The sequence below is a fragment of the Dyadobacter sp. BE31 genome (genome assembly GCF_031457695.1).
Taxonomy (GTDB): Bacteria; Bacteroidota; Bacteroidia; order Cytophagales; family Spirosomataceae; genus Dyadobacter.
The window spans coordinates 471,632-497,108 of record NZ_JAVDXA010000001.1; the positions used below are offsets into that span (position 1 = coordinate 471,632).

25 protein-coding genes are annotated in these 25,477 nt (G+C 49.4%); 10 read left to right on the forward strand and 15 right to left on the reverse strand.

Translation table 11 applies throughout. The features are described 5' to 3' along the window. The first annotated feature begins 19 nt into the window (after positions 1-19). From J2Y43_RS02080 to J2Y43_RS02095, 4 genes are read left to right on the forward strand one after another with little or no spacing between them, the layout of a single operon-like run. Entirely contained in the window at positions 20-2,461 is a 2,442-nt protein-coding gene (locus J2Y43_RS02080) for a TonB-dependent receptor domain-containing protein (RefSeq protein ID WP_309981469.1), read from the forward strand. Between the two features lie 48 nt (positions 2,462-2,509). Then, positions 2,510-3,349, forward strand: coding sequence for a S1-like domain-containing RNA-binding protein (locus J2Y43_RS02085; protein ID WP_309981468.1), 840 nt, complete (start codon positions 2,510-2,512; stop codon positions 3,347-3,349). A gap of 43 nt (positions 3,350-3,392) precedes the next feature. Further along, entirely contained in the window at positions 3,393-3,593 is a 201-nt protein-coding gene (locus tag J2Y43_RS02090) for a hypothetical protein (protein ID WP_309981467.1), read from the forward strand. Then, positions 3,575-3,961, forward strand: a complete 387-nt coding sequence (locus J2Y43_RS02095; RefSeq protein ID WP_309981466.1) for a type II toxin-antitoxin system VapC family toxin — start codon at positions 3,575-3,577, stop codon at positions 3,959-3,961. The genes J2Y43_RS02090 and J2Y43_RS02095 overlap by 19 nt, the downstream gene beginning before the upstream one ends. A gap of 64 nt (positions 3,962-4,025) precedes the next feature. Here J2Y43_RS02095 and J2Y43_RS02100 read toward each other — a convergent pair whose 3' ends face one another. Both J2Y43_RS02100 and J2Y43_RS02105 read right to left on the reverse strand, forming a co-directional pair. Further along, entirely contained in the window at positions 4,026-5,330 is a 1,305-nt protein-coding gene (locus J2Y43_RS02100) for an amidohydrolase family protein (RefSeq protein WP_309981465.1), read from the reverse strand. A gap of 28 nt (positions 5,331-5,358) precedes the next feature. Continuing rightward, positions 5,359-8,397: an amidohydrolase family protein gene (locus tag J2Y43_RS02105; RefSeq protein ID WP_309981464.1), complete on the reverse strand. Its 3,039-nt coding sequence runs from the start codon at positions 8,395-8,397 to the stop codon at positions 5,359-5,361. Between the two features lie 117 nt (positions 8,398-8,514). Between J2Y43_RS02105 and J2Y43_RS02110 the strand changes: the two genes are divergently transcribed. The 4 genes from J2Y43_RS02110 to J2Y43_RS02125 all read left to right on the forward strand — a co-directional run bounded on the left by J2Y43_RS02110 (position 8,515) and on the right by J2Y43_RS02125 (position 10,738). Continuing rightward, positions 8,515-8,811: a hypothetical protein gene (locus tag J2Y43_RS02110; protein ID WP_309981463.1), complete on the forward strand. Its 297-nt coding sequence runs from the start codon at positions 8,515-8,517 to the stop codon at positions 8,809-8,811. A 105-nt stretch (positions 8,812-8,916) separates the two neighbouring features. Then, complete coding sequence (locus J2Y43_RS02115; protein ID WP_309981462.1) at positions 8,917-9,549, forward strand: SatD family protein; 633 nt, start codon at positions 8,917-8,919, stop codon at positions 9,547-9,549. A 6-nt stretch (positions 9,550-9,555) separates the two neighbouring features. Next, positions 9,556-10,311, forward strand: coding sequence for a DUF3307 domain-containing protein (locus J2Y43_RS02120; protein ID WP_309981461.1), 756 nt, complete (start codon positions 9,556-9,558; stop codon positions 10,309-10,311). A 58-nt stretch (positions 10,312-10,369) separates the two neighbouring features. Then, positions 10,370-10,738: a hypothetical protein gene (locus tag J2Y43_RS02125; protein WP_223410433.1), complete on the forward strand. Its 369-nt coding sequence runs from the start codon at positions 10,370-10,372 to the stop codon at positions 10,736-10,738. 69 nt (positions 10,739-10,807) lie between these two features. On the opposite strand, the gene J2Y43_RS02130 is transcribed toward J2Y43_RS02125, so the two are convergent. The 13 genes from J2Y43_RS02130 to ligA form a co-directional block, all read right to left on the reverse strand. After that, entirely contained in the window at positions 10,808-11,389 is a 582-nt protein-coding gene (locus J2Y43_RS02130; RefSeq protein ID WP_309981460.1) for a Uma2 family endonuclease, read from the reverse strand. Positions 11,390-11,449: 60 nt separating this feature from the next. Beyond that, positions 11,450-13,045 (reverse strand): peptide chain release factor 3, encoded by a 1,596-nt coding sequence (locus tag J2Y43_RS02135; protein WP_106595916.1) that lies wholly within the window; start codon positions 13,043-13,045, stop codon positions 11,450-11,452. Between the two features lie 122 nt (positions 13,046-13,167). Beyond that, positions 13,168-13,779, reverse strand: a complete 612-nt coding sequence (locus tag J2Y43_RS02140; protein ID WP_229225596.1) for an inorganic pyrophosphatase — start codon at positions 13,777-13,779, stop codon at positions 13,168-13,170. 60 nt (positions 13,780-13,839) lie between these two features. Continuing rightward, positions 13,840-14,811, reverse strand: coding sequence for a glycosyltransferase family 2 protein (locus J2Y43_RS02145; RefSeq protein ID WP_223410527.1), 972 nt, complete (start codon positions 14,809-14,811; stop codon positions 13,840-13,842). A 60-nt stretch (positions 14,812-14,871) separates the two neighbouring features. After that, positions 14,872-15,594 carry a methyltransferase gene (locus J2Y43_RS02150; RefSeq protein ID WP_309981459.1) on the reverse strand — a complete coding sequence of 241 codons (723 nt, stop codon included), beginning with the start codon at positions 15,592-15,594 and terminating at the stop codon, positions 14,872-14,874. 8 nt (positions 15,595-15,602) lie between these two features. Beyond that, complete coding sequence (locus J2Y43_RS02155; protein ID WP_309981458.1) at positions 15,603-16,235, reverse strand: ribonuclease H family protein; 633 nt, start codon at positions 16,233-16,235, stop codon at positions 15,603-15,605. Positions 16,236-16,474: 239 nt separating this feature from the next. Beyond that, a complete protein-coding gene (gene pepT, locus J2Y43_RS02160) occupies positions 16,475-17,707 on the reverse strand; it encodes a peptidase T (RefSeq protein ID WP_309981457.1) in 1,233 nt (410 codons plus the stop codon). Positions 17,708-17,737: 30 nt separating this feature from the next. Beyond that, the gene (locus J2Y43_RS02165; RefSeq protein ID WP_223410450.1) at positions 17,738-18,202 is read right to left on the reverse strand and encodes a nucleoside triphosphate pyrophosphohydrolase family protein; all 465 of its coding nucleotides are present in this window, start codon (positions 18,200-18,202) and stop codon (positions 17,738-17,740) included. 56 nt (positions 18,203-18,258) lie between these two features. Then, the gene (locus tag J2Y43_RS02170; RefSeq protein ID WP_015814556.1) at positions 18,259-18,828 is read right to left on the reverse strand and encodes a MarC family protein; all 570 of its coding nucleotides are present in this window, start codon (positions 18,826-18,828) and stop codon (positions 18,259-18,261) included. Between the two features lie 95 nt (positions 18,829-18,923). After that, on the reverse strand, positions 18,924-19,637 hold the full coding sequence (locus J2Y43_RS02175) for an NrtR DNA-binding winged helix domain-containing protein (RefSeq protein ID WP_309981456.1): 714 nt from the start codon (positions 19,635-19,637) through the stop codon (positions 18,924-18,926). 75 nt (positions 19,638-19,712) lie between these two features. Next, positions 19,713-20,771 (reverse strand): aminotransferase class V-fold PLP-dependent enzyme, encoded by a 1,059-nt coding sequence (locus J2Y43_RS02180; protein ID WP_309981455.1) that lies wholly within the window; start codon positions 20,769-20,771, stop codon positions 19,713-19,715. Positions 20,772-20,970: 199 nt separating this feature from the next. Beyond that, the gene (dapA, locus tag J2Y43_RS02185) at positions 20,971-21,861 is read right to left on the reverse strand and encodes a 4-hydroxy-tetrahydrodipicolinate synthase (RefSeq protein ID WP_309981454.1); all 891 of its coding nucleotides are present in this window, start codon (positions 21,859-21,861) and stop codon (positions 20,971-20,973) included. A gap of 65 nt (positions 21,862-21,926) precedes the next feature. Continuing rightward, complete coding sequence (gene ligA / locus J2Y43_RS02190; RefSeq protein ID WP_309981453.1) at positions 21,927-24,014, reverse strand: NAD-dependent DNA ligase LigA; 2,088 nt, start codon at positions 24,012-24,014, stop codon at positions 21,927-21,929. Positions 24,015-24,193: 179 nt separating this feature from the next. Here ligA and J2Y43_RS02195 point away from each other — a divergent pair, with 179 nt between their 5' ends. Next, entirely contained in the window at positions 24,194-24,727 is a 534-nt protein-coding gene (locus J2Y43_RS02195) for a Uma2 family endonuclease (RefSeq protein WP_309981452.1), read from the forward strand. A gap of 88 nt (positions 24,728-24,815) precedes the next feature. Further along, complete coding sequence (gene rpe / locus J2Y43_RS02200) at positions 24,816-25,463, forward strand: ribulose-phosphate 3-epimerase (RefSeq protein WP_309981451.1); 648 nt, start codon at positions 24,816-24,818, stop codon at positions 25,461-25,463. Positions 25,464-25,477 lie beyond the last annotated feature (14 nt).

The window sequence follows — 25,477 nt, forward strand, 5'->3', positions numbered from 1 at the left end:
CTCACCTTCAACCTCACATATGCCAGCCCCCGCTGGTGATATGGCCCGTGCCGCCATGAAGAAAATACTGCTCATCGCTTCACTTCTCAATTTCCTGTGCATTTACCTCTATGCCCAGGACGAACCCTCGGCAACCTACCCTATTACCGGCAAGCTCGAAGATTCTGAAAAAAAGCCGGTACCCTTTGCGAATGTGGCACTCCTTGCCGCGAAAGATTCCTCATTGATCGGCGGCGGTACTGCGGATGAAAACGGGCTTTTCACTATCCCTGCGGAACCCGGTAGCTATCTCATAAAAATCACCTTTCTGGCCATGGATGAGAAGATTATCCCCAGCATCCGTGTGGCAGCACAGCCGGTGGCACTAGGCACGATCACTCTCTCATCCAACTCACGCCTGCTCGATGAACTCGTGGTACAGGGCGAAAAGAGCCAAATGGACCTGCAACTAGACAAGCGGGTCTTCAACGTGGGCAAAGACCTGGCCAATATCGGCGGTAATGCGTCGGACATTCTCAATAATATGCCCTCGGTGACAGTCGATGTGGAAGGTAATGTGGCCCTTCGCGGCAGCGGTAATGTGCGTATCCTGATCGACGGCAAGCAGTCGGGTATGGTGGGCCTCAATCCCGCCGAGGCATTGCGACAGATTCCGGCGGATTTGATCGAGAGCGTAGAGATTATTACCAACCCGTCGTCGCGTTACGATGCCGAGGGCGAGGTGGGCATTTTGAATATTGTTATGAAGAAAAACATCCGGTACGGGCTGAATGGCACGTTCACGGGGACAGCTGGCTACCCTTCCAATTTCGGGGCTTCGTTCAATGTTAACTACCGGAAGAAAAAGATCAACCTGATCGCCAACTACGGCTTCATGTACCGCGATGGCCCCGGCCGCGGGCATTCGAGGCAGGAATATAACAGCGCGGATACCAGTTTCGTATACGAGCAAACCAACCGGCGTAACCGTGCAGGCTATTCGAACAATGTCCGCGTGGGCCTGGATTATTTTCTGAACAACCAAAACACCATTACTGCAACGCTATCTGTCCGCAAATCGCAAAACGACAACAAATCGCGGCTTGAATACCGGGATTTTGACATGAACAACATCCTGACACGCACGGTTACGCGCAGCGAGGACGAGACAGAGCCGCGGACGAACATCGAAGCCGCATTGAATTACCGGAAGACTTTCGAAAGGAAGGGACAGAGCCTGACATTCGATGCAAAATACATTCTCAGCGACGAAACGGAAGCATCGCAATACCACGAAGTCGCCGATAACCTCACCGTCGATACCCGTCAGAGGTCGTATAATACCGAAGATGAGAAGAACTTCCTCGCCCAGCTGGATTACATTCACCCGCTGGGCAAGGATGGTAAGCTGGAAGCAGGTCTGAAAACGTCCGTCAGGCTGCTGGATAACGATTTCTCAGTCCATCAGCAATTAGAACCCGATTATTGGGTGATATTGCCCGATTATGACAACCGGCTGGCATACGATGAGAAAATCCACGCTGCCTACCTGATGGCCAGTAATCAGTTCGGGAAGGTTTTCGTGCAGGCTGGCTTACGTGGCGAGTACACCGACATTTTAACCGAACTCAAAAAAACAGCCCAAACCAATCACCGGCAGTATTTCAACCTCTTTCCAAGCATTCACTTATCGTACAAGCTGGAAGATGCCCAGACATTACAACTCAGTTACAGCTACCGCCTCAGCCGCCCGAATTTCCGAGACCTGCTTCCCTTCTCCAATTTCAGCGATTCCCGTGTTTTCCGCGCAGGTAACCCGCTTTTGAACCCCGAATTCACGCATTCATTCGAAGCCGGACATTTGCTGAATATGAACAAGGGCACGCTGCTTTCGAGCATTTACTACCGTCGCAGGCTGGGCGTCGTGGAGAATATCACGTCCGTCGACTCCACTGGTTTTACCACTATCACCCCCATTAACCTCTCCACAGGCGATTCTTATGGCTTTGAATTTAACTTTACCTACGATCCTGCACCGTGGTGGAAGCTGACTGCCAATGCCAATGTTTTCAGAGCAATGAACGAGGGTTATTACAATGACAAACTGTACCAAAGCGATACTTATTCCTGGACCAGCCGGTTATCCTCACGCGTTACCCTGTTCGGTTCGGTGGATTTTCAATCCTCGCTCAATTACCGTGCTCCAAGGCGTACCACACAAGGCAAGGATTTATCGATCTATTTTATTGACCTTGGCTTATCCAAAGACATCCTGAAAGGTCGCGGTACGATCACCGCGAGCGTCCGGGATTTGCTCAATTCGCAAAAGCGCCGGAGCATTACCGAAAATGCCGGCTATTATTCCTATTCGGTATTCCAATGGCGCCCGCGGCAGTTTCTGGTCACATTATCCTATCGCCTGAACCGTTCGAAAGAGAAACAGAATATGGATAAGCAACGTGAAATGAACGATGAAGAGTAAATCGATGCGAAAGCGCTACCTTTGTATCCGAACCTCGTTATTTGAATAATGCTATTTATAGGAAAATACAATTACCTGACCATCGAGCGGGTTACCAGCGTAGGGATGTTCCTGAGCGATGTGGAGGGTGAAGAAGTGCTGCTTCCCAACCAATATATCACGGACGACATGCAAGTCGGCGACCAGATCAAGGTGTTCGTGTACCTCGATTCGGAAGACCGGCCGGTGGCGACCACGCAGACACCCAAAATCATCCGCAACGAGTTTGCATTCCTGGAAGTGAAAGATGTTTCCGAATACGGCGCATTCCTCGATTGGGGCCTCATTAAAGATCTTTTCGTACCGTTCCGCGAACAGCCGAAGCCCATGGAGATTGGCGAATGGCACGTCGTGTTCCTCTACCTCGATCAGAAATCGCAACGCCTGCTGGCCTCCGCCAAAATCGATAAATTCCTTGAAAGCGAGCGGCTCACCGTAGCGGAAGGCGATGAAGTGGATTTGCTCGTCTGGCAGAAAACCGATCTCGGCTATAATGTAGTCGTGAATCAATACCACAAGGGTCTTATTTACGCCAACGAGGTATTCCAGCCGCTGCAAATCGGCGATTCTCTGAAAGGTTATGTCAAAAAAATCCGCGAGGAGAATAAGCTGGATATCAGTCTCCAAAAGACCGGCTATGAGGTGGTAGAGCCGGTGGCGAAGCAAATCCTGGAAGAAGTAAAAAAAGGCAAGGGTTTCCTGAACCTTTCCGACAGCTCATCGCCTGAGGATATTTATAACAGACTTAAAATCAGCAAGAAAGTATTCAAAAAAGCGATTGGCGGATTGTACAAGCAGGGCATTATCCGCATTACCGATGACGGGATTTACCTGGTTGGGGAAAGTTGATTGTATTTTTGTAAATTGATTTTTGAAACAAACTGGTCGGATTATGAAAACCATTGAAATAGAAATCACGGACGATAAAGCGTTGAAACTTCTATTGGATATGGAGGAAATGCATTTGATCAAAGTGATCCGGAACCGGTCACCGCTATCTGCGTTGCGAAAACAAATCAAGTCGCCGATGACGGAGCAGGAGATTGATTCACAACTGAACACACTGAGAAATGAATGGAGAAGAGATATTTGATCGACACAAGCGCTGTTATTAAGTATCTGAACGCCACGTTGCCTCCGCCCGGATTAATTCTAATGGACGGAATTATAGACGACGAATCGATCATCTCGCTGATTACAGAGATTGAGTTGCGTGTTTGGGAACCTACCGATGCCGCTGATAAGGATATTTATGAGGCTTTTATAAAAGGCTCCGTTGTGCTTGATCTAAACCGCGACATCATAGACCAGACCATCGTAATTCGAAAGAAATACCGCTTAAAGCTTCCGGACGCATTTATCGCCGCAACCGCAATTGTCAACAATTTGACATTGATAGCAGACAATGACAGAGATTTTGGCAAGGTTGATATTTTGAAGTACGTCAATCCAAATCACTAAAAACAAAAGCCATCCGTTTTGTAACGGATGGCTTTTACAATTTCTGACCTATTGACTTCCTGACTTACTTCTTCCCGTATTTATCCTTGTATTTCTCATAAAGTCGCTTCTGCTTGTCATCCAGATTGACTTTCCCGCCGCGGATATAGGCTGCCTGAATCATATTACCACGCATGTCGAGGATATCACCGTCGGAAACGAGCAATGAAGCTTGCTTGCCCTTTTCGAGCGTCCCTACATGTTGACCCGCACCGATAATGTCGGCTGCATTTCTTGTTACAAACTGCAACGCTTCTTCGGGCGCTACGCCGCTGAAACCGGAGGCAGTACCAGCCAGAAAGCCCAGGTTGCGCGTGCGCCACCATTCGTCGGCGTAGGTGATTGCTACTTTTACGCCTGCCTTGTGAAGCAGCCCGGGCAGCTCGTAGGGAAGATAAACGTTTTCATCCACACCCTCGGGAAGCCTGTGCGTGGTATTGATGATGACCGGAACCTGATTTTCCTTCAAAAATGTGGTCACTTTATAGGACTCATTACCACCGGCAATGACGATCTTCTTCACACCCGCTTCCTGTGCAAAACGAATGGATTCGATAATGTCCTTCGCGTAGTCGGCACGGATGTAGAGGTTGGCCGTACCTGCGAAAAGGGGTTTCATCGCTTCGAGGCGGAGGTTTACCGGGCTTGGATTAGCAATTTCCGCATAAGCTTTTGCCTCCGCGAATGTCCTTTTGAAGAGGTCAATTACTTCCTGACGCTTCTCGTTCCGTTTGATAGAATACGTAAACGTCTCGTTATCGAAATTCCCTGCCAGAAAAGCGGGCCAGCTTAGCCAGATACCATCATCCTTTTTCAGTACCGCATCTTCCCAGTTCCATCCGTCGCTGTAAAAAACGGATGACGAGCCCGAGATCGCGCCGCCTTGCGGCACTGCCTGCGAAACCAGGATACCATTACCCCGCAATGTCGGGATCACTTCCGAATCGGTATTGTAAGCCACAAGCGCGCGCACGTGAGGGTTGATCTCACCGACTTCGAAGTAGTCAAGGGTAGCTCTTACCGAAGCGATTTCCTGCAATCCGACAGTCGTATTCAGAGAAATCAGGCCTGGGAAAATGTGTTTTCCCTTCACATCTACGGTTTCGGCACCCGAGGGGCTTGTTACCGAAGCCGCCGGTCCTACCTGCGTGATAATGCCCTTGTCGAACGCAATGGCGCCATTCTGGATCACCTCGCCGTTTCCGACGTGGATGGTAGCACCCGTTAGCACTACCGGCTTGGTTTGCGGCTTGGCCGGTGCCGGATTTTGCGCTTGCGTTCCGGCTGTCAGTCCCAGCAAAAGGCCGGCGATCAGTGTATATCTTTTCATAAAAATCAATTTGAATGTCCCGAAACAGTTATTTACCAGCGTGGATATCTACATGCTCTGCGTGGATCCCCACTACATCTTCGCAATGCCACATATGCGGCTTCGTCGCTTCCGGCTTTTGCGTAGGCTTGCCCTCCGCTTTTTCACCCAGCATTTTCTGGATCAATCTTTCGCGTTCCACGGCAATGGATTTCTGTTTCTCTTCATCCTTTTTGCGGTCAAAATAAATGGCACCTTCTACCATCGTGAAATCGGGCCTTGCATATACTGAAAGCGGGCTCGCATTCCAGAGTACCAGGTCGGCATCCTTGCCGGCTTTCACGCTTCCCATCCGGTCGTCGACATGCAACAGTTTGGCAGGGTTCAAAGTCACCATTTTCCAGGCTTCCTCTTCCGGCACACCGCCATACTCGACAGTTTTGGCCGCTTCCTGATTCAGGCGGCGGGCCATTTCGGCATCGTCGGAGTTAATGGCTACCGTCACACCTTCATGGTACATTAATGCGGCATTATACGGAATCGCTTCTTTCACCTCCATTTTGTATGCCCACCAGTCGGCAAATGTCGAACCGCCAATGCCGCGTTTCTGCATACCGTCGGCGAGTTTATAACCTTCCAGAATGTGGGTAAATGTATTGATCCGGAATTTGAGCGAATCTGCTACGTGCATGAGCATATTGATCTCCGATTGCACATAGGAATGGCAGGTGATGAGGCGCTCGTTACCGAGGATCTCCGCAAGCGCATCGAGTTCGATATCGCGGCGAGGCGGTGCTATGTTCGTCTTTTTAGCATTTGCATTGTAGCTCTTCCAACTGGCGGCATACTCTTTCGCACGCAGGAAATGGTCGAAATAAATTTGCTCCACACCCATACGCGTCTGCGGGAAGCGTACGCGCTGCACGTCGCCCCAGTTCGACTGCTTCACGTTTTCACCCAATGCAAACTTGATGGTTTTCACCTGCGGAATCAGCATTTCCGATTGGCTTGCACCCCATTTCAGCTTGATCATCGCGCTTTGTCCGCCGATCGAGTTTGCCGAGCCGTGGAGCAAATGCGAGGCCGTAACCCCACCCGCCAGTTGCCGGTAAATGTTGATATCGTCCGGATTGATCACGTCGCTCATCCGCACCTCCGCCGAGCTGGATTGCCCGCCTTCGTTAATGCTGAAAAGCGCGATATGCGAATGCTCGTCGATAATGCCACTCGTAAGGTGCTTACCAGTCCCATCGATCGTTCTCGCTTCCGATGGTGCAGCGAGGCCCTTCCCCACTTTGGTAATTTTGCCATTCTGAACAATCACATCGGCATTTTGCAGAATACCTTCTTTTTCGTTGGTCCAGATCGTCGCATTTTTGATCAGTACCGTTTCTTTCGCAGGCAATGTTTCATTTCCGTAACCTACAAAAGGATACACAATCGGCCCCGTTTCTTTGCTTTTCGGCTTGGTGGTATCAGCGGCAGCCACTGTTGTGTTCTTTTCCGTAAGCGCGGCGCTCCATGGAATAACGGTGCCATCAGGCAGCACACCTTCTCCACTGAACCCATTTCCGCTCAGCCAGCCTGTGAGGCGCGTCGTGCCGCCCACTTTTTTGTCTTGCTGGTAGCTCAATGTAAGCAGTGCATTCGCCAGGATAGCCTTGGGAGTGATCTTGATCGAATCCTGCACGGTGATCTTATACTCGGGCTTCTCCGGCGATCCGGTAATCTGTAACTTTCCGGCTGGCTGGTTGTTCAGCGACAGCGAGTAAGTGCCTCTGATATCCGGTGCATCCAATGTCGTTAACACGAATTTCTTGCCCTGTATCCAGTTTTCGTAGATGATGTTGTCTTTCGAAAACAGGTCCCCCGAAGTGATGATGAAGTTGGCAAGCATTCCCGATTTCAAGCTTCCGATCTTGTTATCGGCCTTGACCAACGATGCAGGCAGGGTTGTGAGCGCTGCCAGTGCTCTTTCTTTCGGCAAACCATATTCAATGGCTGTCCGCAGATTTTTCCAGAAATCAGTCTTATTCCGCAATCCCGCGGTAGTCAATGCAAAAGGAATTTCCGCCTTCGCAACTTCCGAGGCATTACGTGGCGCCAGTTCCCAGTGTTTCAGCTGGCTCATGGTTACCACTTCCGCATCCCAGGGGTCGGTCACATCGTAGGCATCCGGGAATACCAGCGGTAACACCAGCGTTGCCTTACTGGCCTTAATCTCCTGAATGCGCTGATACTCGTCCCCTCCTCCACGGATAATGTATTGTATTCCAAACTCATCCCCGACCTTGTCAGCCCGCAGAATGCTGTATTTATCGCCTGCTTCAAAGAATGAAGGCAGCGCTTTGATCTGGTTGAATGCTTCAAGCGACAGGTTGGTTTCCTTTTTGTTTCCGCCTTTCGCGTACCAGTCGGCATCGTAATAGTTTTGTCTCAAAAGTGCCACCACGCCCATTCCCGACGACGGGTAGGTCTGCGATGAACTCCCTTTTCCAAAAGAGAAATGGGCCGACGCTTTGCCATTCAGCATCGCTTTGTTAGCCGGTTCGTCGGTAAGGGTCACAAGCGCGCCGCTTCCGCGCACAATGCCGTCGTGCGAATGCACCAGCACGGTACCGAAACCGATCTTCCGCAAATCGCCTGCTTTTTTGGAGTCGGGTGTGAAAAGAGTACCGGCATCCGTCTCGGGCTGAATGGCCTGGTTCCAGCCAAATGCACCTTTCTTGTTCGATTCCAGCTGAGGGGTTTGCCGGCCACCGCCACCTTGCGCCCTTCTCACCTCCGGCATTCCGTAATCCGAATCCAGCTCGATGAGCGATGCATAAATGAATTTCCCTTTCAGATCGACTGTAACCGTACCGGCGGGGATTTTCACCTGCTTACCCGTTTCCCGGATCACCCCGTCTTCGATCAGCATTGTGGCATTCTCGATCGTAGTTTTCGGATCCACGACGATCGTCGCATTTGTGAAAGCGTAGCGTCCCGTCCTTTCATCGTAGGCGCCGTTTCTCGGGAAAGTCTCCTGTGCGTGGCAATATACCGCCAGCGTCATGCAGCCTAATATCGTTGATAATTGTTTAAACATATATTGTTGTCTTAATTACAATTGTGCCTTACAATATACAAGTAAAATCGGTAAATCAGGGCTCTGAGGCGTATCTTGCAGCTGTTTTCACCGTTGTTCACCATCTTTCCATCGATCATGACATTCGAACAATTCCAGGAATCTGTTTCCCAGCCTGCTCCTCCCAAAGGCCTCCCTGTTCTTCTGGAAGCACTTTGGCACGACGCCAACGGCGATTGGGAAGCGGCTCATAATATCGCCCAAAGCAAAGAAGGTACGCAAGCCTATGACCGCCTGCACGCCTATCTTCACCGCGTCGAAGGTGATACATTCAATGCGGGGTATTGGTACCGGCGTGCTGGTTCAGAAGTATTTAAGGGAAGCCTGAAAGAAGAATGGGCTCATCTGGCGAATCTGTTCCTCCAAAGAGCATAAGGCTTTTTCCTTATATTTAACCAATATAAGGTTTTTAGCTTATATCTTTAAAATATAAGGCTTTTACCTTATATTTGACTATTATAAGCAAAAAACCTTATATTCATGAAAACGCTCCGGGCTGTCATAACTGCTGATATGGTCAATTATACGCAGTTTGCGCGTGAAGAATCGGCCGTTTGGCTGGAAGAAATGCTTATTGTTTTGCACCAAAACCAGTCTTTCAAATGGGCACTAAAACCCGAAATCTACCGCGGGGACAGCTTCCAGGCCGTATTAAAAAACACCGAAGAGATCATGCGAATGGCCATCCTCGCGCGCGCATGTATGCGTAAGCACGCACCCAACGCCGATATGCGCGTAGCCATTGGCATCGGTCATACTGAGCAACTCACCAACCGCCCTGGTACATCCGACGGCGAGGCATTCAGGCTTTCGGGACACCTGGCCGATAAAATCCGCCAGCAGAAAGCCAGGATCGGCATTGCATTCTCCAAGCCATCGGAACCCTTATCGGCGACCCTGGATCTGCTGGAAACGGTCATTGGAAGCTGGACTGCCGCCCAAAGCCAGGTGATTGAAGCATTGCTACAAGGCAAAAATATAACGCAAATCGCCGAAATGTTGTCCATCAGCCAATCGGCAGCAAGCCAGCGGGTAGCGTCGTCGAAGTGGTGGGCAATTGACAGTTTTCTTGCTACCTTTCCAAAGCAACTATCACTATACACCAAACGCTAAATCACTATGACAGAATTTCTGCTGCTCCTTTTAGCACACGTTCTCGTAGATTTTTACTGGCAGCCTACCAAATGGGTAACCGACAAAAAGGAGAAAAAATACAAATCCCGGTATCTGTATTTCCACATACTACTCGTCATAATCGTCTCCTATATTGCCCTGCACCAGTGGCAAAACCCGTTTCCGGCCATTGCGCTGGGCATCGCACATGGCGTGATCGATCTTGTCAAAATATCATTCGACAAAAAGGGCTCTCTGGCCTGGTTTATCGCCGACCAGGCCGCGCACCTGGCCACCATTGCATTCGCTGCATTGATACTCACGAGCAATATCCTACCTGGCTTTGAGGCGCTTGCCGTGTGGCTCAACAAGCCTAAAACCCTCGCAACGTTATCAGGCGCGTTGTTCATCCTCCATCCGATCTCCTTTTTTGTAGGCATACTCACCAAACCATGGCGTGAAGAGCTCGCCAAACTCGCACCCGGGGCCGACGACAACCTCGCTAACGCCGGCCGTTGGATAGGCCTTTCGGAGCGTTTGCTCATTTTTGTTTTTGTGTTAGTCAATCAATATTCGGCAATTGGCTTTCTTATCGCCGCCAAATCGCTACTGAGATACAATGAAAAAGCGACCGATTCCGGCATTCCGCCGGCATACATCAGCAAGAAATCGGAATATGTACTGGTAGGCACGCTCATGAGTTACACCTGCGCGATTGCCGTCGCATTGGCGGTTCAGATACTCAGCCAAAAATTTAAATAGCGCATTAAACTTGCCGCGTCTTTTTACATCTAACCCGGGTATCTAAACTTTTTTGACCATGAGGAAATCATTGTTGGCCATTTTACTGGCATTTGTAAGCTTCACAACCTTCGCACAACGCGGCGGCAACGCTACGCCCGAGCAACGCGCAGACAACCAGACTAAAACTTTAACCGAAAACCTCAAACTTTCGGACGATCAACAGAAAAAAGTATACGACCTTAGCCTCGCCCGCGCCAAGAAAATGCAGGAGCTAAGGGATTCTCAAAACATGGACCGTGAACAAATGCGCGCTTCGATGGAGACATTCAACACCGAACTTTCTAAAATCCTGACCGTAGAACAGCAGGAGAAGTATAAAACCATGCTGGAAGATCGCCGGAATAATCGCGGCGGCGGAGGTGGCGGAGGCGGACCCAGAAACTAACCTCAGTTAATGCAAAACAGGCTGCCACATTCACATATGGCAGCCTGTTTTATTTATATAGTCCAGATCTTAGATCACTCCTTCTTCCTTCAAAAGGTCAGTCAGACAAAACTGGTATTGATCAAAAACAGGAACCGTTTCATCCCATTCATAAACAGACCATTCGCGCGACTGATCCATTACCATGATCTTACGGTTTTCTGTCAAAATCCATATCACTCGTTCCGTACCGAACTCGATCATCTTTTCGCTTTTACGAGAAAAGTAATCCTCAGGGCTTGGGAACTGGCCTGCCTCGATTTTCACATCTATCTCAATGGCGACTTTCGGAGGGACATCAGGATAGCTTTTTGAAAATGTATCCTTGATCAACGCCTTGTCAAAAACAGCAACATCGTTGGCTAAGTTATTTCCATGCGAAACATGCAATCCAGTTTCACCAGATACCACCCAGTACGGCATGCCCTTTAACATTCGGCTGATACAAGTACTTACAATTCTCATAATCAACCCTTGAATAAAACTACAACCCATAACTTCTTCCGGAGACAAATTATTTTCCAGTACCTTCTTGTAGCCCTTGCGGTACAAGGGGCGTCCGTCGAGTTCTTCGAAGATCAGACTAGCTGGAATCGTCTCGGTGAGTATCATGGTTCTTTCAATTGGCTTCTAAACAAATATAGCGAATTTTAACCTCACTCAAAATCAGCCTCAAAGCGCCATTTCAGTCTTAAACTCCGACGTGAAATGGAAATGAATGGCGGGGTTGTTTTCGCGGTTCATGCGGATCATCCATTCCGATTCGGCAAGGAATACCGGGTTACGGTCCTTATCGTAGGCGATTTGGTTGCCTTTGAGGCGAATAAACTGGTCCATGGCCGGCTTGTCGTCGGCAGTGAGCCAGCAGGCCCGGGAGATATTCATCGGCACCCAGCGGCATTTCGCACCGTATTCGTGTTCGAGGCGGTACTGGATTACGTCGAATTGAAGTTCTCCAACGGTTCCTACGACTTTTCTATTGCCAAGGTCGAGGGTGAAAAGCTGCGCCACACCTTCATCGGTGAGCTGCTGGATACCCTTTTCCAATTGCTTGGATTTCATCGGGTCCATGTTGATCAGCTCCTTGAATATCTCAGGCGAGAAGCTCGGGATACCGGAGAATTGCAGGTTTTCACCCTCGGTTAATGTATCCCCGATTTTGAAGTTGCCCGTATCATAAAGTCCTACTACATCGCCCGGGAAGCCCTCTTCCATCACGCTCTTGTCCGAGGCCATGAATGTGAATGGGCTGGAAAAACGTACATCTTTACCTAAGCGAACGTGTTTATAGAATTTCCCCCTCTCAAATTTGCCCGAACAAATGCGTAAAAACGCAATGCGGTCGCGGTGGCGGGGATCGAGGTTCGCGTGGATTTTGAATACAAAACCAGTGAATTTCGGCTCGGTGGGCTCCACTTCGCGTACGTCCGTAGGGCGCGGCTGCGGGATCGGCGAAATATCGCAAAATGTATCGAGCAACTCTTTGATACCGAAGTTATTAATCGCACTACCAAAGAATACCGGCGCTAGCTGACCTTTTTGGTAGGCTTCCTCCGAGAATGCATCATAAACACCTTCCACGAGCTCCACGTCCTCTGTCAGCTGGTTTGCATCTCTTTCGCCCAACAATTCTTCAAGCTTTTCGTCTTCCAGGTTCACCTTCGCGACGTCGGCCTCAATTTTAGTTTTATTGATTTTGAAGAAATACAGCATTTGCTCATACAAGCTGTAAACCCCCTTGAAATTAGCCCCCATATTGATCGGCCAGGTAAGCGGGCGAACACGGATATTCAGCTTGCTTTCCAGCTCGTCGAGCAGTTCGAATGGATTCTGACCTTCGCGGTCGAGCTTGTTGATGAACACGATCACCGGCGTGTTGCGCATGCGGCAAACCTCCATCAAACGTTCGGTTTGCTCCTCGACGCCCTTTACGCAGTCAACCACCAGGATTACGCTGTCCACGGCAGTCAATGTCCGGTAAGTATCTTCTGCAAAGTCCTTGTGACCAGGCGTATCGAGGATATTGATCAGCAGATCCTTGTATTCGAAGGTCATTACCGACGTCGCCACCGAGATACCACGCTGCTTCTCGATCTCCATAAAGTCGGAAGTCGCAGTCTTCTTGATTTTGTTGGACTTTACCGCCCCCGCTGTCTGAATCGCGCCCCCGAAAAGGAGCAGTTTTTCGGTCAGAGTGGTTTTCCCGGCATCGGGGTGGCTGATGATCGCAAACGTGCGGCGCTTCTTAATTTCTTGTAAATTACTCATATATGCCTGGCAACGAGTGCCAATGGTTGGTCAAAATTTGCGCAAAGATACGAATTAAAAAAAGCCGCCCCTAGCAGGAGCGGCTCTAAATTCCGTCAGCTGACGTCACATGCTTCGTCGGCTCAATAATAAGAATGCTTGTAATCTTCTACCGAAGTAAGGATCACTTCATGCGCTTCGTCTTTACCATAAACATTGGTGATTTCGATATGCGCCTTCTCACCCGGCAAGTTTTTGTAAGTCAGGAAGTAGTGCTTCAAACGCTCCACGATACCGTCCGGCAGCTCGCTCAGGTCGTTGAACTGGCCGTAAACCTCGTCGCCTTTTAGCACGGCAATGATCTTATCATCCGCCTCTCCGCCGTCGATCAGACGGATACCGCCGATAGGCTTCGCTTCGCACATAATGTTACCGTGCGAAATGATTTTCTCGCACAATACGATGATATCCAGCGGGTCACCATCCCCCTCGGTCACATCACGACCGGAACGTTCCCGAGCCAGCGCTGCGATCTTATCTGCGCAGTAGGTCTTTGGGATAAAGCCGTACAATGCAGGAACGATGTTCGAGTATTTCTGAGGGCGGTCGATTTTGAGGTAACCGGTCGCCTTGTCAATTTCGTATTTTACTGTATCGGTAGGAACAATCTCAATAAATGCAGTAACTAATTCGGGTGCCTTGTCACCCATTGGAATTCCGTGCCACGGATGTGCTTTGTGTACGTTAGCGATCATTAGTTGTGTAATAGGTAATAACTTTAAACTTAAATTTCGTTGAATACTAATCTTGATTTCTTACAATCCTGCCTTTTCGGCAATAGTGTAATCCCCTGTCTTTGAAACAGATTGCTTCACAAACAATTCACCCAAAAATCCTGCGAGAAATAATTGAGAGCCTACCATAATCGCTACGAGTGCCAGAAAGAACAGCGGGTTCTCTGTAACATTCCGATAGGGCAATAAATTGTAAATGTTATATATCTTTTTTCCGATAAGCCACACAGCTATAAGGCTTCCAAGAAAAAACATAAGGGTTCCCAGACTGCCGAACAAATGCATGGGTCTCCGTCCAAACTTATTCACAAAGGCGATCGAAAGCAAATCCAGGAAGCCAAAAATGAACCGCTCGAGACCGAATTTTGTGTATCCGTATTTACGTGCCCGGTGCACCACCACCTTCTCGCCGATCTTCGCAAAACCATTCCATTTTGCAATCACGGGAATGTAGCGGTGCATTTCTCCGTAAATAGTGATATTCTTCACGACCTCCTTGCGGTAAGCCTTCAAACCACAGTTGAAATCATGCAGATAAACGCCTGAAATACTGCGGGTCGCCGCGTTGAATAGCTTCGTGGGGATTGTTTTGGTGATCGGGTCGTAACGCTTTTTCTTCCAACCCGAAATAAGGTCGTAGCGGTCGTTGACGATCATGCTGTATAACTCCGGGATTTCGTCGGGACTGTCCTGCAAATCGGCATCCATGGTGATCACCACTTCACCCTTTGCGGCCTGAAAGCCCGTTTGCAATGCAGCTGTCTTGCCATAATTCCGCACAAAACTCATTCCGCGTACATTGGGATTTTCCTTCGAAAGCCGCTGAATCACCTCCCAGGAGCGGTCCTTGCTGCCGTCGTCCATAAAAAGCACTTCATAAGTAAAGTGATTTTCATCCATGACCCTCGCAATCCACTCGCAGAGCTCGGGAAGCGACTCTTCTTCATTGTAAAGCGGGATAACAACAGAAATCTGGATAGCTTGGTCGGTCATGTACGGTTTCAGTGACAATGCTTTGCCGGTAATTTGCGGCAAAGTTCGTGTTTTTCCTGATCAAAATTTCAAATAAAAAGCTTTTAGCAACTCCCTGAAACGCGGATCATGGGTAACACCATCCGTTCCATAAATGTACAAATTGGGCTCAACGTGCACATTATGAGCAAATTCAGTTCGTTGAAACAGCATTAGCAAACGAAATGCTTTTTTATCTTCCTGGTGAAACAATGTCAATTTACGGGTGAGTTTCCAGCCGGCCAGTTCCGCTTTTTCGGCGAAGCGTTCGCCCTCGTCTACGGGAAAAAGAATGTTGAATTTACCCTCCGGCTTCAAAAGTCGTTGTATAGCAATCAGTAACTCCTCAAAATCAAGGGATTTGGCATGATGCGCGATATTCTTCTTATCAATCGGCGAAAGCAGGTCCGACTGAAAGAACGGCGGGTTGGTGATAATCACATCATACAAATGGTCCGAAACAAACTCCTGCACCGCCGAATGGAACAACGTAATGCGGTCGTGAAACGGGCTTTGCTCCACGTTTTCGCCAGCCTGGTAAAATGCCTCCGCATCGATCTCTACCGCGTCGATCATCGCATACGAGTTACGCTGCGCCACCATGAGCGACAGCAGACCCGTCCCGGCACCGATGTCGAGAATGCGGTCGGCACCCTCAACATCCGCCCATGCGCCTAGCACGCAGGCGTCGGTACATACTTTCATGGCACACTGGTCCTGCCGGACAGTGAATTGCTTGAACCGGAAATGGGCGTTACGGGGCATATTATGGTCTATTTTCTTCCAAAATCAGCCGGATTCTCCCCCCAATACTCCGTCTCCCATTTCAATATCCTGTTGGGGTAAGTGTTTGTTGCAAGCCAGCGTTCGGCGCGCTGTAACATTTCAAAAAGCGGCTTGTTCCGTTGGGTCAAGGCCAGCTTGGTATTCGCGTGTTTTTTCTTGATCCAGGCCATCGCCGTTTTCGAATCCGTATAAATCGGCAAGTCGCTTTCCTTCTTTTGCAAATAGGCCAATGCGTGCACGATCGCCAGAAACTCACCGATGTTATTGGTACCGTCCTTAAATGGCCCTTGCAGGAAAATGCGGTCGCCGGTGGCGTAATACACCCCCTGGTACTCCATATCGCCGGTAGCGGTATTCCACGCCGCATCCACGGCAATGCTGTTTTTAATGGGCCTTCCAACATTCGCAGGCGGCTCCTGTATCGCGGGTTTGGTATCCTTTTTGGCTACAAATTCCCAATAATTCCGCTGAATGGCGGCCTCTGCTTCCTGCAAGGAATCAAAAGACTTATAGCGCGCATCTTCGAAGCCCTTAATCTGCGCTTCGCATTCCTTCCAATCGGTAAAAACGCCCGTCTTCCGGCCTTGCCACACTACGTAAAACTTGGACTTTTTCGACACGAATGTAATGTTCGATTTTATTAACTACTATGTTTTGTCAGGTGTGGTCAGGAGGTCATTTATGGTCAGGAAGTCATTTGTAGTCAGGAAGTCATTTGTAGTCAGGAGGTCATTTGTAGTCAAGAAGTCATTTGTAGTCAATATCAGGCAAGCCTACGACAATAACTGACTACACTTGACAATAACTGACCACACCTGACTATAACTGACCACACCTGACAATAACTGACCACACTTGACTATTTTTCCGCCCAGACGCCCGCCAAACTCACGATAACGTCGACCGCCTTCTCCATATCCTGCACCGATACCCATTCCAGCTTGGAGTGAAACGCATGCTCACCGGCGAAGATATTCGGGCAAGGCAGGCCCATGAATGAGAGCCGGGAGCCATCGGTACCGCCGCGGATGCTGCGTTGGATCGGGTTCAAACCGACCCGCTCCATGGCTGTCAATGCATTCTGGATCACTTCCGGGTGCTGGTCGAGCACTTCCTTCATGTTCCGGTATTGCTCCTGAACTTTAAATTCAGCGGAAGAATTGGGATATCCTTTAAGAACCTCTTCCATAATGCCTTTCAGGAATGCCTCTTTTTCGTGCAGGCCTGCGACAGTAAAATCACGGATGATAAAGCTCAAAACGGCTTTTTCCTGAATGCCTTCCATTTGCACGGGGTGGATAAAACCTTCCTTATCCTGTGTAGTTTCAGGCGAAAGTTTGTCTTTCGGCAGCCGCGCCAGTATTTCGGCAACGATTTTCAATGCATTTTCCAGCTTGCCGATCGCGTAGCCCGGGTGCGTGCTCACACCGTGAATGGTGATTTTAACGCCATCGGCCGAAAACGTTTCATCCTCTAAAGTACCAATCGCCTCACCATCGACAGTATAGCCAAAATCGGCACCCAGCTTCTGCAAATCGACTTTCTCAGTACCTCTTCCCACTTCTTCATCCGGCGTGAAAAGAATTTTGATATCGCCGTGCTTAATCTGCGGATTAGCCAGCAAATACTCCGCCGCAGCCATAATTTCAGCAACGCCGGCCTTATTATCAGCGCCTAGCAATGTGGTACCGCTGGCAGTAACAATATCATTTCCAATCTGCTGATCGAGGTCGTGCAGCTCCCCTACTCTCAAAACCTGCGAATGATCGTCCGGCAGGATAATGTGCGATCCATCCCAATTCCGGTGAACGATCGGTTTTACATTTTCACCTGTAACATCCGGCGACGTATCGACGTGCGAGCAGAAGCAAATCACGGGAATATCTGTCCGCTCGGAGTTCGACGGAATCGTCGCATACACATACCCATGCTCATCCACGTGCGCGTCCGCCACGCCCAACGCGCGTAACTCTTCGGCAAGCAGGTTGCTCAGGTTACGCTGTTTGGCCGTGCTGGGGAATGTCTCCGAATTGGGGTCCGACTGCGTGTCGATTTGCACGTAACGCAGGAATCGTTCAAGAACAGAGCTCATAATGAACCGATTGAATTAGTAAAGTGTAAATTAACCGATGATCGACGCCAGGTCGGCAGGTGAGTAATTGATGTTCTTCAAAGTCTTGTCATCGGCGGTGCGGTACACGAGGTACTTGCCATTATCCTCCTTGAAATAGCACTCGGTGCCCTTCGCCTGGTAATGTGCCACGGTTGCTTCGGCCTCCTCCACCGAGTTGCAGGCCTTGGACATATTCGAGCGCTGCACTTCGTCGAACAACGTACGAAACTTCTCGCCCAGCCCGAATTCCAGCACCGCGCCGGACAATACATATTGCAGGTCGCAAAGCGCGTCGGCCACTTCCACAATGTCCTTTTCGAGGATCGCAACTTCCAGCTCCTTCAACTCCTCGGCCAGCAACGCCACCCGCAGGCGGCTTCTTTCTTCGGAGGGGATCGTCGGCGTTTCCAGGATCGGGTGTTTGAAAGTTCTGTGAAAATCCGCGACTTGATTAAGGCTATCCAGTTGTTGCATTGTGATATGGTTTTAAAAATTTGTCTTGACATAAAAAGCGGCAACCGGGGCGCCACTTACATCGAAAGGTTGGTTTTGAACAATTTAATGGAGATTGCCAGCAGGATAATGCCGAAAACCTTCCGGAGAATATCCGTACCGCCCTGCCCCAGCTTCCGTTCCAGCCAGTTCGATGATTTTAATACGAGGTAAATAAAAAAGAGGTTCAGCACGATGCCTACCAAAATATTCTGGATCTGGTACGTCGAACGAAGCGACAGCAACGTGGTCATCGTGGCTGCACCGGCGATCATCGGGAATGCGATCGGCACGATGGACGCCACGCCCACATCGATATTGCCATGTTTGAAAATATCGCGTCCCAGGATCATTTCCAGCCCGAGCAAGAACAGGATAATGGCCCCTGCGATGGCAAATGAAGCAATATCGACGCCAAAGAGGCTCAGCAGCCTTTCTCCCAGAAACAGGAATATCACCATTATCGCCCCCGCTACGATGGTCGTTTTCTCAGACTCTATCTTGCCGAGCTTGCGCCGGAAATCGACGATAATCGGCAATGAACCAAGCACATCGATCACCGAGAAGAGGATCAGCGTGACGGAAATTATTTCCTTGAAATTGAACATGGGCTTACACTTTGGGGCGTTTTGATCCCGCAAAGTTGCTCAAAACCGACTGCTTACACAACCTCAAAAGCCGATGATCGTGAAAATAACGGCGGCTAGGAAGCGCTTCCCGGCAGGAAGTTCAGGAATGTATTGAACTGCTTTTTGTACTTCTCCTCGTCGATTTTGTAAAAGAATGCACCCTTTTTGGAATAGCCCTTCTGCTTTTCATCCAGCTTGATCAACAAATTGGTTGACAACAATTTACGGCTAAAATTCCGCTTATCGAGCTCCGTTCCGAAAATCGCTTCATACAATTTTTGTAACTGCGGGATCGTGAACTTTTCCGGCAGCAATTCAAAGCCGATCGGGTGCTGTGAGGCCTTGTAGCGCAAATGCTGGATCGCCATATCGACCATCGCACCGTGGTCAAAAAGCAATTTGGGCAATTCCTGCATGGAGAACCACTGTGCTTCGTAGTTTTTGGAGATCTTATGATCGTAATCCTCCACATTGATCAGTGCGAAATAGGCCACCGACACCGTGCGCTCCACGGGATCGCGGTGAGGGCTCCCGAAAGTATGTAGTTGTTCGAGGTAAATGTCTGTCAGGTTGGTAAGCTCGAAAAGAATGCGGGACGAGGCACCTTCGAGGCTTTCGTCGGGCTGTACCCAACCGCCCATCAGCGACCAGGTGTGGTGTTCATCCTCGATGCCCCGTTTTACCAGCAGCAATTTCAGTTCTTCACCATCAAAACCAAAAATAATTGAATCCAACGCGACCAGACATTTGGTCTGGGCCTGGTATTGCTTTAAAATATCTAATCGCACAATCTAGAAATCCGCGGGTGAGTAGATTTGTTTTTTAGTTATAAATACAAGGAGGGCCATTTACTACTCATTCTGTCAATTTGGGGCCATTTTAACCAAAAAAGCCTTCAATATAGCTATTTCCTCATCGCTGATCGCCGGGAAATTGGCAATGCGAAAACTCGTATCCTTCTCTTTGCCATAACCGTTGCCCAGCGTAATCCCTTCCTTTTGCGCCGCATTTTTAAGGAATGCAATGCGCTCTTTCTCTGCACGAACGGCGATCACCGTGTCCGACCGCACGGCCGTATTTTCCACCACCAGTTCATAACCATTTTCGAGCAAGAATGCGTACCAGTCGTGCGCACGCTGGCGCGTCTGCGCATCCACCTCCTCGATCGCCGGCACCTGCTGCATCACCTTGCCCATCAAGTAAATACCGAGAATGTTCGGTGTAAATGGCGTTTGGAATTTCAGAAAGTTGTCGCGGATGAACAGCAGGCTATTGTAATGCTTCCGCTCGCCTACCTGTATCGCGCGTTCAATGGCCTTGGGCGAAACGATCATCACCGCCAGGCCTGCCGGCAAGCCAAAGCACTTTTGTACCGAGGCGTACCAGATATCGGCATTCTCCCAGGGCAAAATCACGCCGGCCATCGCCGATGTGGCGTCCACTGCAATGAGATTATCCACTTTTTTTCGGATATCGAGCAGGAAGCCTTCGGGAATTTTGGTACCGTTCGACGTCTCATTGTAGGTTACGCAAATCAGCTCGTTGCGCGAGAAAATAGCGGACCGGTCCATCAGCAGCGTTTCGTTCAGTCCGAAGGCCGCATCGGTGGCGCGGTGCGAAATGCGGTGGGTATATTCCATCCATTTCTCGCCGAATGCGCCATTGTAAATATGCAGGCTGGAATCGATCAACAGCGATTGAGCGATGATTTCCCAGCATTCCGTTGCCGACGACACGAAATAGACCTCGTAGCCCGCCGGAACGTCCAGCTTGTCCTTCAGGTCTGCGATCGTCTGCTCCAGCAAATGCATGAAACCGGAGCTACGGTGATTGGAGCTGATCAGTCCGCTGGCGAATGCCTCGGAAATATATTGTTCGACCTGCGGATAAACCTTACTAGGCCCTGGGTAAAACGTGATCATAGCATTTCGTTTTTGATTTAAAACAAAACATCACAGGCCGGAATTAAATCCCCAAACCTGTGATGCATGAAATATAAATTAGAAGCCGGAACACCCAATGTCAACACCCGACCATTCCTGACTACAAATGACTAACTAAACCTGACCAGGCCGCACTTGACAAAACCTGACCATACTTGACTATTCCTGACTACAAATGTCAAATAAACCCTTCCCTTACCATCGCCTTTTCCAGCTTCTCGCCCAGCTCTTTCGAAGCTTTCAGCAAAGGCAAACGAACGTCCGAGCTGCAAATGCCTTTAATTTCGAGGCATTTCTTGATCCCTACCGGGTTCGACTCGATGTAAAGCAATGTATCAAATTCCAGGAATGCGAGTTGCAGCTTTGCGGCGTCTTTGAAACGGCCTTCGAGCGCAGCCCAGGTAAGATCATGGAATTCTTTCGGGAATGCATTAGCAATCACCGAAATAACGCCATGCCAGCCTACGCTTGCCATGGTGGTTACCAGGTTATCGTCGCCCGAAAGCAGCAAGAAGTCTTCCGGTGCACGGGCAGCGAGCTCCATGCTTTGTTCGATGCTGCCGCCTGCATCCTTGATACCGATGATATTGGGATGCGCCGCCAGTTTTATGATCGTGTCCGCCTTCATGTTGATGACAGTACGGCCAGGTACATTGTACAAAAGAACAGGCACCGGCGAAGCGTCGGCAATGGCCGTAAAATGCGCGATAATACCCTCCTGAGTCGGCTTATTGTAATACGGGCAAACTGAAAGGATCGCATCCACGCCTGTGAAGTCGGTTTCCTTAATTGTATTCAGTACTTCCTGGGTATTATTGCTTCCGATGCCGTAAACAATCGGCAGCTTCTTGTAGTTATTCTTTATTGTAAATGCCAGGATATCACGTTTTTCCTTGGAAGTAACTGTCGGCGACTCGCCAGTTGTCCCTTGTACTACAAGGTAGTCTGTACCACCTTCCGTCACCAGGTCGATCAGTCTTTTCAGACCCGGATAATCAATCTCATTCTGTTCATCAAAAGGTGTGATGAGCGCGGCCCCTACCCCTTTGAAACGTTGGTCCAATGGCATTATTTACTTATATAATTGTTAGATTTTAAAACACAAAGTTAGCCTTCCGGGGCTATATTCTTTACTTAATTTCCAATCATTGCTAAAAATTCTTCCTCGGAGATGATCGTAACGCCCAGTTTCCGTGCTTTTTCGAGCTTGGAAGGCCCCATATTGGCCCCGGCGAGCAGGTAATTGAGCTTTCCGGACACGCCGCTGAGCACCTTTCCTCCATTCGCTTCAATCTTCTCTTTCAGTTCGTCGCGCTCGAAATTTTCGAAAACACCGGAGATCACAAACGTTTTGCCATCCAACAGGTCGCTTTCGATTTCCACCGGTTTTTCGTCGCTCTCCATCTGCAAGCCGGCTTGCTCCAATCGCTGAACCAGCAACTGGTTTTCCGGAACGTTGAAAAACGATTCGATGCTCACTGCTATGCGCCCGCCGATTTCCGGGACAGCCGTGAGTTGTTCGTAACTCGCGGCCCGTAATGCCTGCATTGATTTGAAGTAAGCGGCCAGTTTTTCGGCCACAGTTTGCCCCACAAAGCGGATACCCAACGCAAAAAGCACGTTCTTGAATGGCACGGTTCTCGATAAATCAATGCCTTTCAGGATGTTATCCACCGTTTTTTCGCGGAAGCTGATCTTTTTAACCTTCCCGGTTTCTTCGTTGAGCAGGTTCTTTTCGAGGCCCAGCAGTTTGTCGTAGTTGAGGTCGTACAGGTCCGCAGGCGTACGCACGAGGTCGAGATCGAAAAGGAGCTCTATTTTACCTTCGCCCAAGCTTTCAATGTTCATTGCTTTACGGTGGATGAAATGCTCGATGCGGCCTTTCAGTTGCGGCGGACAGTGGCTGTCGTTCGGACAGAAAAATGCCACTTCGCCCTCATTTCGCTGCAATTCGGAGTTACACTCGGGGCAATGCGTCGGGAAGACGATTTCTTCGGTTTCATATTTCTCACGCTGCGAAACATCCACACCGGTGATTTTGGGGATAATCTCTCCACTTTTTTCCACAAAAACGGTATCCCCAATACGGATACCAAGCCTTTCCAGCTCGTTCGCATTGTGCAAAGTCGCGCGCTTCACCCGCGTACCCGACAAATGCACGCCTTTCACCTGGTTGTAGGGCAATGCACGTTCCGAAAGATCGCAAAGGTTGGCAACCGGTGTCACCGCGCCCGTGCGGCCAACCTGGTAGGTAACCATGCGCAACACTGCCGGTTTGTTCTCAGCCTTATATTTATAGGAAATAGCCCAGCGCGGGCTCTTGGCCGTGAAACCGAGCTCTCTTTGCTGTTCGAAAGAATTTATCTTGATCACGATCCCATCGGTAGCCAGTGGCAAATGTGCCCGCTTCTCCTCCCATTCATGAATGTACTCGATCACCTCGTCGATATTCGATACTTTTTTCCAGCCCGGCGACACATTGAAACCCCATGATTTCAAAGCCAGCAAGCTTTCTTCATGGCTTTTGAAAAATTCATTATCCGAGAGAAATGAATAAAGGTAACAATCGAGCCCGCGCCGCGCCGCCTCCGCCGAATCCTGCAATTTGAATGAGCCGGAAGCCGCATTACGCGGGTTGGCATACTGGTTCTCGCCCAGCGTTTCCATTTCCTCGTTCAGTTTTTGAAACGACGAAATGGGCATAAAACCCTCCCCTCGGATCTCAAAAACCGGTGGGATGCCTTCGGCTTTCACGCGCAAAGGCAGCGAGCGGATCGTTTTGACATTGTTCGTGATCTCGTCCCCGCGCGTACCGTCGCCGCGTGTCACGCCGCGTACGAGGACGCCGTTTTCATATGTAAAACTGAGGGAAATCCCGTCGAATTTCAGCTCGCAAATGTATTCATAAGCCTCGCCGTCAAGTCCGCGGCGCACGCGGTCGTCGAAGGCCCGAAGCTCGTCCTCATTATAGGTGTTATCCAGCGACAGCATCGGGTACCGGTGGTATACCGCATTGAACGACTTGGTAACCGTGCCCCCAACCCGCTGGCTGGGTGAATCCTCCTGTCTCAGCTCGGGATATTCATTTTCCAGGGCTTGCAGCTCTTTGAGTAGCTGGTCGAATTCATAATCCGATATTTCCGACACGCTGTCCTGATAATAGCGGTCATTGTAATAATGTAGCTTTTCGGAGAGCTCCTGGATTCGTTGTTGGGGATTCATAATGGTCACGGCGGCTTGATGATTCGGCCCAAATTTAAGATTTAATTCAAATTTTGGGTATTGGATAATTAATGTGTTACCAATTGCACATCGGAGCGTATCAAGGTCACATTCACCTATTCGTCACACGCTCAGTATGTCACGTATTTTTTGTATTTTCGTTCAAAACGGCAAAGCTTATGAAAACCCTGGAACCGACCATTCACTACAATCCCGATCTGACGCAGATTATAAACGGGGAGGAAGTCATGTCGCCTAGTCCAAAAGATTTACATCAGCTGGTGTCGTCTGAACTAGGATTCGTGCTGACAAGCCACGTCAAGGCCAATAAATTGGGACGTATTTACTATGCTCCATTCGACGTAATTTTTGAAGAAGAAATCAATCGCCTGCAACCGGACATCTTATTCATATCCAGGCACAACCTGAAAATCGTGCAAGGGTGGGTAAGGGGTATACCCGAACTTGTCATCGAAATTGTTTCTCCCGGCTCAAAAAAGTTAGACACCATTATCAAAAAGGGTATTTACGAGCGCTTCGGCGTACCTGAATGCTGGATCGTGTTTCCGGAAAAAGTTTGCATTGAAGTATTTACACTCGTGGAAGGCAGGTACGAGTTGTACGGCGTATTTTCAGATGAGCAAAAGGTACAATCGAAAGTACTACCGGCGCTGTCGTTCCCCGCGAGTGCTATGTCAGGTGATTTTGAATAACTTAATCAACAGAAAGGTGCGCGCTTACCCGCATTGCCCATAATTTCACTAATTTCGGCCTCATTAATCATTACTAGCTTCTGATTTCATGGCTGAAATTGCCCCTTCCATACTGGCCGCGGATTTTGCAAACCTGCAACGCGACGTCGAAATGATTAACCGCAGTTCCGCAGGTTATATTCACGTTGATATCATGGACGGTATGTTCGTCCCCAACATTTCGTTCGGGCTTCCTGTGTGCGAGGCCATTCACCGGCATGCCCAAAAGCCGCTGGATGTGCATTTAATGATCGAACAGCCCGACCGTTACCTCGAAGCGTTCCGTAATGCAGGCGCATCCGGGCTTACCGTACATTATGAGACCTGCCCGCATTTGCACCGGACGATCCAGCACATTAAAGAACTTGGCGCGGAACCTGGCGTGGCGCTTAATCCGCATACGCCGGTGGAAGTTCTGAGTGAGATTATGGGCGATGTTTCGCTCATTCTGATCATGTCGGTGAACCCCGGATTTGGAGGCCAGAAATTCATTGAAAATACCTACCGGAAAATTGCGGCACTGGATGGCTACCGCAAAAAATTCGGTTACAATTTCAAGATAGAAGTCGATGGCGGCGTTAATCTCAACAATGCGCCCAGGCTTGTACGCGAAGGCGTGGATATCCTCGTAGCAGGCAGCTTTGTTTTCAGCTCGCCCGACCCCGTACAAACGATCGCCGAGCTGGGAAATAGCTAGCACCCATTGAGCTG

What these genes read in the sequence shown, in the direction of transcription:
- J2Y43_RS02140 (WP_229225596.1), bottom strand. Translation starts at nt 13,779, where the DNA reads ATGATCGCTAACGTACACAAAGCACATCCGTGGCACGGAATTCCAATG.
- J2Y43_RS02165 (WP_223410450.1), bottom strand. Translation starts at nt 18,202, where the DNA reads ATGCAACAACTGGATAGCCTTAATCAAGTCGCGGATTTTCACAGAACT.
- J2Y43_RS02085 (WP_309981468.1), top strand. Translation starts at nt 2,510, where the DNA reads ATGCTATTTATAGGAAAATACAATTACCTGACCATCGAGCGGGTTACC.
- J2Y43_RS02150 (WP_309981459.1), bottom strand. Translation starts at nt 15,594, where the DNA reads ATGCCCCGTAACGCCCATTTCCGGTTCAAGCAATTCACTGTCCGGCAG.
- ligA (WP_309981453.1), bottom strand. Translation starts at nt 24,014, where the DNA reads ATGAATCCCCAACAACGAATCCAGGAGCTCTCCGAAAAGCTACATTAT.
- J2Y43_RS02105 (WP_309981464.1), bottom strand. Translation starts at nt 8,397, where the DNA reads ATGTTTAAACAATTATCAACGATATTAGGCTGCATGACGCTGGCGGTA.
- J2Y43_RS02125 (WP_223410433.1), top strand. Translation starts at nt 10,370, where the DNA reads ATGAGGAAATCATTGTTGGCCATTTTACTGGCATTTGTAAGCTTCACA.
- J2Y43_RS02115 (WP_309981462.1), top strand. Translation starts at nt 8,917, where the DNA reads ATGAAAACGCTCCGGGCTGTCATAACTGCTGATATGGTCAATTATACG.
- pepT (WP_309981457.1), bottom strand. Translation starts at nt 17,707, where the DNA reads ATGAGCTCTGTTCTTGAACGATTCCTGCGTTACGTGCAAATCGACACG.
- J2Y43_RS02170 (WP_015814556.1), bottom strand. Translation starts at nt 18,828, where the DNA reads ATGTTCAATTTCAAGGAAATAATTTCCGTCACGCTGATCCTCTTCTCG.
- J2Y43_RS02110 (WP_309981463.1), top strand. Translation starts at nt 8,515, where the DNA reads ATGACATTCGAACAATTCCAGGAATCTGTTTCCCAGCCTGCTCCTCCC.
- J2Y43_RS02100 (WP_309981465.1), bottom strand. Translation starts at nt 5,330, where the DNA reads ATGAAAAGATATACACTGATCGCCGGCCTTTTGCTGGGACTGACAGCC.
- J2Y43_RS02120 (WP_309981461.1), top strand. Translation starts at nt 9,556, where the DNA reads ATGACAGAATTTCTGCTGCTCCTTTTAGCACACGTTCTCGTAGATTTT.
- J2Y43_RS02090 (WP_309981467.1), top strand. Translation starts at nt 3,393, where the DNA reads ATGAAAACCATTGAAATAGAAATCACGGACGATAAAGCGTTGAAACTT.
- J2Y43_RS02180 (WP_309981455.1), bottom strand. Translation starts at nt 20,771, where the DNA reads ATGATCACGTTTTACCCAGGGCCTAGTAAGGTTTATCCGCAGGTCGAA.
- J2Y43_RS02095 (WP_309981466.1), top strand. Translation starts at nt 3,575, where the DNA reads ATGGAGAAGAGATATTTGATCGACACAAGCGCTGTTATTAAGTATCTG.
- J2Y43_RS02145 (WP_223410527.1), bottom strand. Translation starts at nt 14,811, where the DNA reads ATGACCGACCAAGCTATCCAGATTTCTGTTGTTATCCCGCTTTACAAT.
- J2Y43_RS02135 (WP_106595916.1), bottom strand. Translation starts at nt 13,045, where the DNA reads ATGAGTAATTTACAAGAAATTAAGAAGCGCCGCACGTTTGCGATCATC.
- J2Y43_RS02195 (WP_309981452.1), top strand. Translation starts at nt 24,194, where the DNA reads ATGAAAACCCTGGAACCGACCATTCACTACAATCCCGATCTGACGCAG.
- rpe (WP_309981451.1), top strand. Translation starts at nt 24,816, where the DNA reads ATGGCTGAAATTGCCCCTTCCATACTGGCCGCGGATTTTGCAAACCTG.
- dapA (WP_309981454.1), bottom strand. Translation starts at nt 21,861, where the DNA reads ATGCCATTGGACCAACGTTTCAAAGGGGTAGGGGCCGCGCTCATCACA.
- J2Y43_RS02130 (WP_309981460.1), bottom strand. Translation starts at nt 11,389, where the DNA reads ATGATACTCACCGAGACGATTCCAGCTAGTCTGATCTTCGAAGAACTC.
- J2Y43_RS02080 (WP_309981469.1), top strand. Translation starts at nt 20, where the DNA reads ATGCCAGCCCCCGCTGGTGATATGGCCCGTGCCGCCATGAAGAAAATA.